A 6,347-nucleotide genomic window follows, 5' to 3' on the forward strand; every position below is an offset into this window, starting at 1 on the left:
ATTACAAGCAATCCAAACGTCTTATGTACAGATTTTTGAACCAAAGCTTAATGATGACCAAAATACTTTTGCAAGAGTTCAAGTTGAAGAAAAGAAAAAACAATTTGAAAATTGGGAGCAACGGCGATATGAATATCTGAAAAAACAGATTGAAAACTGGGAGCAAAGTGGAGACGACAAAGACATCATAATCAAGAAAATATGGGAGGTATGCAAACAACCTTTTGATGATAAACAACATCTAATTTTCCCCCCATACAAACCTGAAAAAATTGCTGTTTGAAATTGGAGTTGTAAGCGTGGGCCGGGGGGGACAGCTAAGCGTGGCCCGCCCCCCCCGGCCGCGACACTCGGAGTTTAAGGGCGCCGCAGGCAAAGGACTAGACCAACCGGGGTGAGTGATACCCGGTAAACAAACAGGAAAAAATAAATAATAGGAATAGGTAAAAAGCTTATGGAGAGTAAAACACAGCCATTTTGAAACAGTCACACAATTCAAATAAAACAATGAAGAAAAGTAAAGCAAAAAGTAAAATGGGGCATGGGGGAGCAAGACCAGGAGCTGGTAGAGTTCCGCTTTGGAAACACAGACCGCTGAAGATGGTACGGCTCCCACTGGCGTTTGTGGAAGAGATTCTGAAAGTAGCGCACTACATGGACCAAAATAACGGGCGACTGCCATTTTCAGAGGCTTCTGAGGATTTAGGAATCATTTCGGGGCATCCTTCCAAGAGCTTTTCAGGGGAAGAAATCAAAGAACTGGCAGCAAGAGAGAAAGCCCGCAAGCTAGCTGAGAGAGTCATGGTGGGGGATGAGTGGGTGCTAGTGAGTGACGAGACATTTCGCAACCAGCATTGATATTTTTTGTTGTTCCCCCCCATCTTCAACCAGCGGAGGGGGGAGGCTCAGTCAAGGGTGGAAAGCAAAATTCGTGACGAGCTTGGTTCTCAGCCGAGCTAGGGGTCTGGGGAGCAAGCAAAAAAGCTTAGAATCGGCTGAGAGCCTAGCGAGTAGAAATTTGCGGACCCTTGACGGAGTACCCCGGAGCGGGAGACTGAAAGGGGGAACAACAAAAAAGCCCTCACTCACCATCTCAATCAGCGTTCAATTAGAGGTATCTAGCGCGTCGATTAAGGTGCCTTTACTGCCTTGCACTGATATCACATCAAAACGAGGGTAAAGCCCGTTTAAAGGCGCGATTCTGAAGAGCTATCCTAGCGGCCAGAATTTATTCAAAGCTTTCTCAACAAGCAAAATTCTTGAGAATGGCTGAAACCCTTGATTTTTCATAGGTTTGAGCTAATTTTCCACCTTATCTTGATTATTGAGGGATAACTTCGATAGCGTGATTAACTCCAAATCTTTAAGCCAAGGTCTTTTCAGGTTTCTTGACACATCAACAGCAGCGTGCCAATATAAACGTGGTATTACGCAAGGTTCCAGCTAGTTCCCCAAAACCTTTATCCTGCAAGGATTTTATGCCCACTTCAAAGAAATCTGAAGGGGGGGATAGCTGGTACTTGTCTGATATTTCGCCGTCCGACAAACCTTGGGATCTCCACCGTGCCCAATCTGATGAAATTCAAAAGCTTTATGACCTGTGTGGTGGTGATGGCTATGCTCGCTATGCCGAGCGCATTCGTGAGTGTAGTGAATGGTTGACCTATGCGCTCCAGGCGAAGGATGATGGGGAATTAAACCTCAGACTTAGGGAAGCTCGATTTTGTCGAGTGCGGCATTGCCCGGTCTGTCAGTGGAGACGCCAGCAGATGTGGAGAGCCAGATTTTTTAAGGCGCTGCCTCAAGTTCAAGAAAAATACCCCACAGCTCGGTGGGTGTTTCTGACTTTGACAGTCAGGAATTGTGAGCTTTCCGAACTTCGGGCTACTTTGACTTGGATGAATGCTGCTTGGAAAAAATTGACTGAGCGCAAAGTTTTTCCTGCTCTAGGTTTTATTAAGTCAGTTGAGGTTACCAGGGCTGTCAACGGTACAGCGCACCCTCACTTCCATTGCCTAATGCTTATGCCTGCTGGTTATTTTAGTAGCCAAAAATATATTACTCAAGCCAATTGGGGAACCCTCTGGCAATCGTGTCTTAAAGCTGACTATACCCCCATGATTCGTGTCCAAGCCGTTAAACCTAAGAAAGGCACCTTAAATGCGACAGGAGATACCTCTAAAGATGCAATAGCACACGCAGTCTGTGAAACTTTAAAATACTCTGTCAAGCCTGAGGATTTGCTGGCTGACCCCGAATGGTTGGGTGAATTAACCAAACAGTTGCAGAAAACTAGGTCGATTTCGATTGGTGGATGTTTGAAAGAATTCTTCTCTGAGGACGAGCCTGAAGACTTAATAAATGGTGATATTGAAGAAGATGAAAAGACCGAGGATGAGTCTTACTTGACTTTTGAATGGTCTAATCAAATTAAACGTTATCAAAAATCTATAGAAAAAACTGCTCGCTTTAGAACATTTCTTGATAAATAATTCTTAATCAATAAAAATGAGTAACAAAGGACGCCATTATTTTTATCAGGGTTTTGACATTCACGTTCGGTGGCTAAATCCTGAACCAGTTCCTGGTTACGGTATTGAACTTGGTTGGCGTTTTGAGATTTGGTCGCCTAAAGTGACAGGTCATCGACGCAAAAAAGTACACAGTTTATCAGAAGCTTATTCAAGTCGAGTCATAGCAGCTGTTATAGCTCAGAGTGTAATAGACAAAATAATTTCTACTCAAGCTCGAGCTGTTCAAGTTCCTGACACCTTGCAATAATGTAGTAAGTAACATACCACTAGACATTAGGTAACATACCACTAGACATTAGGTAATATACCACTAGACACTAGGTAACATACCACTAGACAACTGCTAGACAAGTGTAAAACATTGCTATAAATGGTAGTAACATACTGTAAACACATTGTTAACAGGAGGAAAACTAAAAATGTATTACAGAACCTTGGCGAGTACAGGTCGCCATATTTCAAAGTTTGATGATGATGGATGCGAAACTGATTCTCATTCAACTGATTTAGTTGAGAATGAGGATTGTGAGACTTGTCAAAATTGTGAGGGTCAAGGTTGTGAGATGTGTGATTTTTTAGGTTACATAGACTTTTTTGAGCCTAACGGAGTTAACTAGTCAATTTTTAGATGAGCTTACCTCTACCGTTACCATAAACCGTAAGACACCGTTACCATAAGCGGTTATATACTTAAGTTACGTTTCCGAAGGGGTGCAAACTTACTTATCTGACAAAGCTGTAGCAGTTGGGCGTGTGAGGTATTGATAAACTCTCTTTGAGATACTAAAAACTGACACTAAAATCGCTCAATCTCTTGCCGAGTATGCGTTGTATGGTATTAGCCCTAATTGTTAGGGTTAATATTGCTGTGCCTTAGCAGTGGTGTCTTACATACTGCCTTACACGTTTTGCATAGTGTCTTACATATTGCCTTACACGTTTTGCATAGTGTCTTACACCCTCCCCCCTACTCTCTACAATCTCCCCATAGTTGGACTATTCTAGTGTAGCCCTAGTGGTTGCAAGTTTTAAGGCTGAGAATATATTTATCTTGATGACTCTGTAGTAGTAATTTGGGGCTTGAGTTATTACATCTGATTTTTAGCAATACAGAAAACCCTAGTCAACTTCTTAAAAGCAAATGCTATGCTTCTATTTATGTACGGAAGGTATAATAAATTAGCTCCTATGGAAAAAAGAGACAATTTTACCAAAAAAATTGTAGACGTATTGGCAAGACGAGCTTCATACATTTGTTCTCAGCCCGAATGCAAAGTTCTCACCATCTCTCCATCCGATACTATCTCGGATAAGTTTCTGTACATCGGCAAGGCAGCGCACATAACTGCTGCTGCAGTTGGCGGACCACGATACGATGACTCACTTAGTCCGAAAGAGCGAGGAGCAATCGAGAACGCAATTTTTCTTTGCTCTTCTTGCGCTGATATGATTGACAAAAACAATGGTGCTGATTTTTCAACGTGCACCCTAATAGAGTGGAAATTGCAGCATGAAGCTTGGGTTCGACGTAATCTCAACAAATCAATTTTTTCATTTGGTTCTGCTGCTATAAGTTTATCAGTACCCTCCGATCGATTATTATTTGCAAAGCTTTTAGAGCAGTTTCCTTACAATAGCCACATGATGTATCTACTTCGTGATAATGATGTCGCAAACCCATTTCCCGCTGAATGGTTAAAAGATATTAATAGTTTTACCCAAGAATGGAACGATGCGTCTCATGAATTTATAGACCCTAAGCTTGAAGGTAAGCGAAAAGACTTTATGGTAAAACTTACCTCGTTTGAAAATGGGTTATGGTCTATTACTTGGAAAACAGAAAATGGTGACCTATCTGTGCTATCCCATAAATTTAAAGAAGAAGATCCTCGGTGGGAAAAAATAAATGAATTAAATGCTATGGGAACAGAAGTACACAATGCACATCAAGAACTTGTTAGAGCTTGTAAGGCAAAGCTTGGCGACCCAGAAGTGAGCTAACACTTCATGGCAAAGGCGGTTAAATTAGCGTTTCCTAACGTAGCGACTAGGGTTCCTTTATGCGGGGAAAAAATGATATGTTTGCCTAGAACAAGGTTTTGAAGTGAATGGGAAAATTGGAGTATGCCCGCCTACCCTGTTATGCAACCGTTTATGGAAATGGTTGGCAAGCATTTCTCCCATTGATGGAGCTGCGCTGGGGCAGTTGTCAGGAAAGCAGTTCTCTCCGTTTATGGAAATGGTAAGCAACCGTTTTAGGTAACCTCATTACGTTACCCAAGAGAATATGCAACCGCTTTAGGCAACCGCTTATGGAAATGGTTTGCAAGCAGTTCTCCCATTGATGGAGCTGCGATCGCAACTTGAAACAGAGCGCGCCGATCGGAAGGAAATCGAGGCGGAATTCTGCGAGCTGAAGCAAAATTCTGCTCCGACCGCCAGACTTTTTAAGAAATTAATACCCGACGCGGCCATAATTCTCAGCCCGCTCCGAGCCAGAGAAAAAATTAAAAACTGACCTGGGTAACTTGAAAGCTATTTTACAAATTTTGGAAAGCTGAGGCAAAAAAACTTTACTCTAATGACTTGACAGATTCCTGGGAAGCTGCGATCGTAACTATTAAGGAAGACTGAGGCGCGACTGCCCGGTGCTGGTAACACCGAACAAGTCACGACTTCCCCAATCCGTTAGCTGACAACGTTTGGAGCTTAAAAATTATGACATTTACAGACGATAGTCTTTGTGGACGATCGCAAGACTTAACCTGTGCTGAGGCAAGCGACAAAATTGTTATTGACAAATTGCTTGTCAATAAACTGACTGAGTTGTTGATAACTTCGATTTACAGCGTGCACACCAGTCGCCGTTCAGAAATTTTTCTGACAAGTTTGGATATGCACTTGGCTCAATATTCAATCAGCAACAAAAGCGATACAGCTTGTCGTGAATTTACTGAAAAATCATCACTATTGCTGGAGTCTTACCAAGAGGATGTGCCCAAATCTTTAGGAAAAGCAGAGAGCTGTTTGGGAGAAGCAATCGACTTAATTAATCTCATTGTGTCTGCCAGTGAAGCAGGAGTCAACAATGAATAAAAGTAATCGTCGCATTGATCAACTCATAGCGATCGCTTTGGATTGCGGTTTTGGCAACGAAGACGCCAAGGATTTTGGCAAGCTGACCAAAACTGCTACGTGGGAAGCAATGCTAGAAACTTACGGCATTCCCTTTCCTGAAGACAATGTAGACAGTGTAGACAGTAGTGTAGACACAGAAGAAAGCGACTGATAAAAACGTGCGCCAGGGGGAGAGCTATGCCTGATTTTTTCTCCTGGTCGCCAAATTGAAAATTTAAGTACGCCACATTGTAAGTCAACCAACAGAATTTAGAGGACAAGTCAAATGTTGAATAACATTAGTGAAGTTTTTTCATTGGAAGAAGTAGCTTTGGAGAATAGCGATTTGTTGCCAAAATATGGAAAAAAAGTGGTTTACTTCGTAACAGCAATGCAAGGAGAGAGTAAGATATTTCTCTATATTGGGATTACAGTAGACTTAAGAATGAAGTTTAAAAATCACCCCAGAAAAATAGAATTTGAGTTTTTAAAGAGAATAGGATATCAAATTAACATTTGTTGGATTGTGTTTCCAGATAAAACAAGTCAAAAAAAATTACAAGCAATCCAAACGTCTTATGTACAGATTTTTGAACCAAAGCTTAATGATGACCAAAATACTTTTGCAAGAGTTCAAGTTGAAGAAAAGAAAAAACAATTTGAAAATTGGGAGCAACGGCGATATGAATATCTGAA

9 protein-coding genes are annotated in these 6,347 nt (G+C 41.6%); all 9 read left to right on the forward strand.

Translation table 11 applies throughout. The features are described from left to right. A partial coding sequence (locus ACUVJL_RS39600; RefSeq protein ID WP_445250822.1) for a hypothetical protein occupies positions 1 to 283 on the forward strand: 283 nt, incomplete at its 5' end. A gap of 224 nt (positions 284 to 507) precedes the next feature. Next, entirely contained in the window at positions 508 to 858 is a 351-nt protein-coding gene (locus ACUVJL_RS39605) for a hypothetical protein (RefSeq protein WP_445250823.1), read from the forward strand. 620 nt (positions 859 to 1,478) lie between these two features. Beyond that, complete coding sequence (locus ACUVJL_RS39610; protein ID WP_445250824.1) at positions 1,479 to 2,492, forward strand: protein rep; 1,014 nt, start codon at positions 1,479 to 1,481, stop codon at positions 2,490 to 2,492. A gap of 16 nt (positions 2,493 to 2,508) precedes the next feature. Beyond that, the gene (locus tag ACUVJL_RS39615; RefSeq protein WP_445250825.1) at positions 2,509 to 2,781 is read left to right on the forward strand and encodes a hypothetical protein; all 273 of its coding nucleotides are present in this window, start codon (positions 2,509 to 2,511) and stop codon (positions 2,779 to 2,781) included. A gap of 941 nt (positions 2,782 to 3,722) precedes the next feature. Next, on the forward strand, positions 3,723 to 4,535 hold the full coding sequence (locus ACUVJL_RS39620; protein ID WP_445250826.1) for a hypothetical protein: 813 nt from the start codon (positions 3,723 to 3,725) through the stop codon (positions 4,533 to 4,535). A 322-nt stretch (positions 4,536 to 4,857) separates the two neighbouring features. Further along, positions 4,858 to 5,052, forward strand: a complete 195-nt coding sequence (locus ACUVJL_RS39625) for a hypothetical protein (RefSeq protein WP_445250827.1) — start codon at positions 4,858 to 4,860, stop codon at positions 5,050 to 5,052. A gap of 200 nt (positions 5,053 to 5,252) precedes the next feature. Beyond that, positions 5,253 to 5,630: a hypothetical protein gene (locus ACUVJL_RS39630; protein ID WP_445250828.1), complete on the forward strand. Its 378-nt coding sequence runs from the start codon at positions 5,253 to 5,255 to the stop codon at positions 5,628 to 5,630. After that, positions 5,623 to 5,823, forward strand: coding sequence for a hypothetical protein (locus ACUVJL_RS39635; RefSeq protein WP_445250829.1), 201 nt, complete (start codon positions 5,623 to 5,625; stop codon positions 5,821 to 5,823). The genes ACUVJL_RS39630 and ACUVJL_RS39635 overlap by 8 nt, the downstream gene beginning before the upstream one ends. A 114-nt stretch (positions 5,824 to 5,937) precedes the next feature. Further along, on the forward strand, positions 5,938 to 6,347 hold a 410-nt coding region (locus tag ACUVJL_RS39640; protein WP_445250830.1), incomplete at its 3' end, for a hypothetical protein.

Origin of the sequence: Microcoleus sp. OTE_8_concoct_300, assembly GCF_031383065.1 — a bacterium.
GTDB lineage: Bacteria > Cyanobacteriota > Cyanobacteriia > Cyanobacteriales > Microcoleaceae > Microcoleus.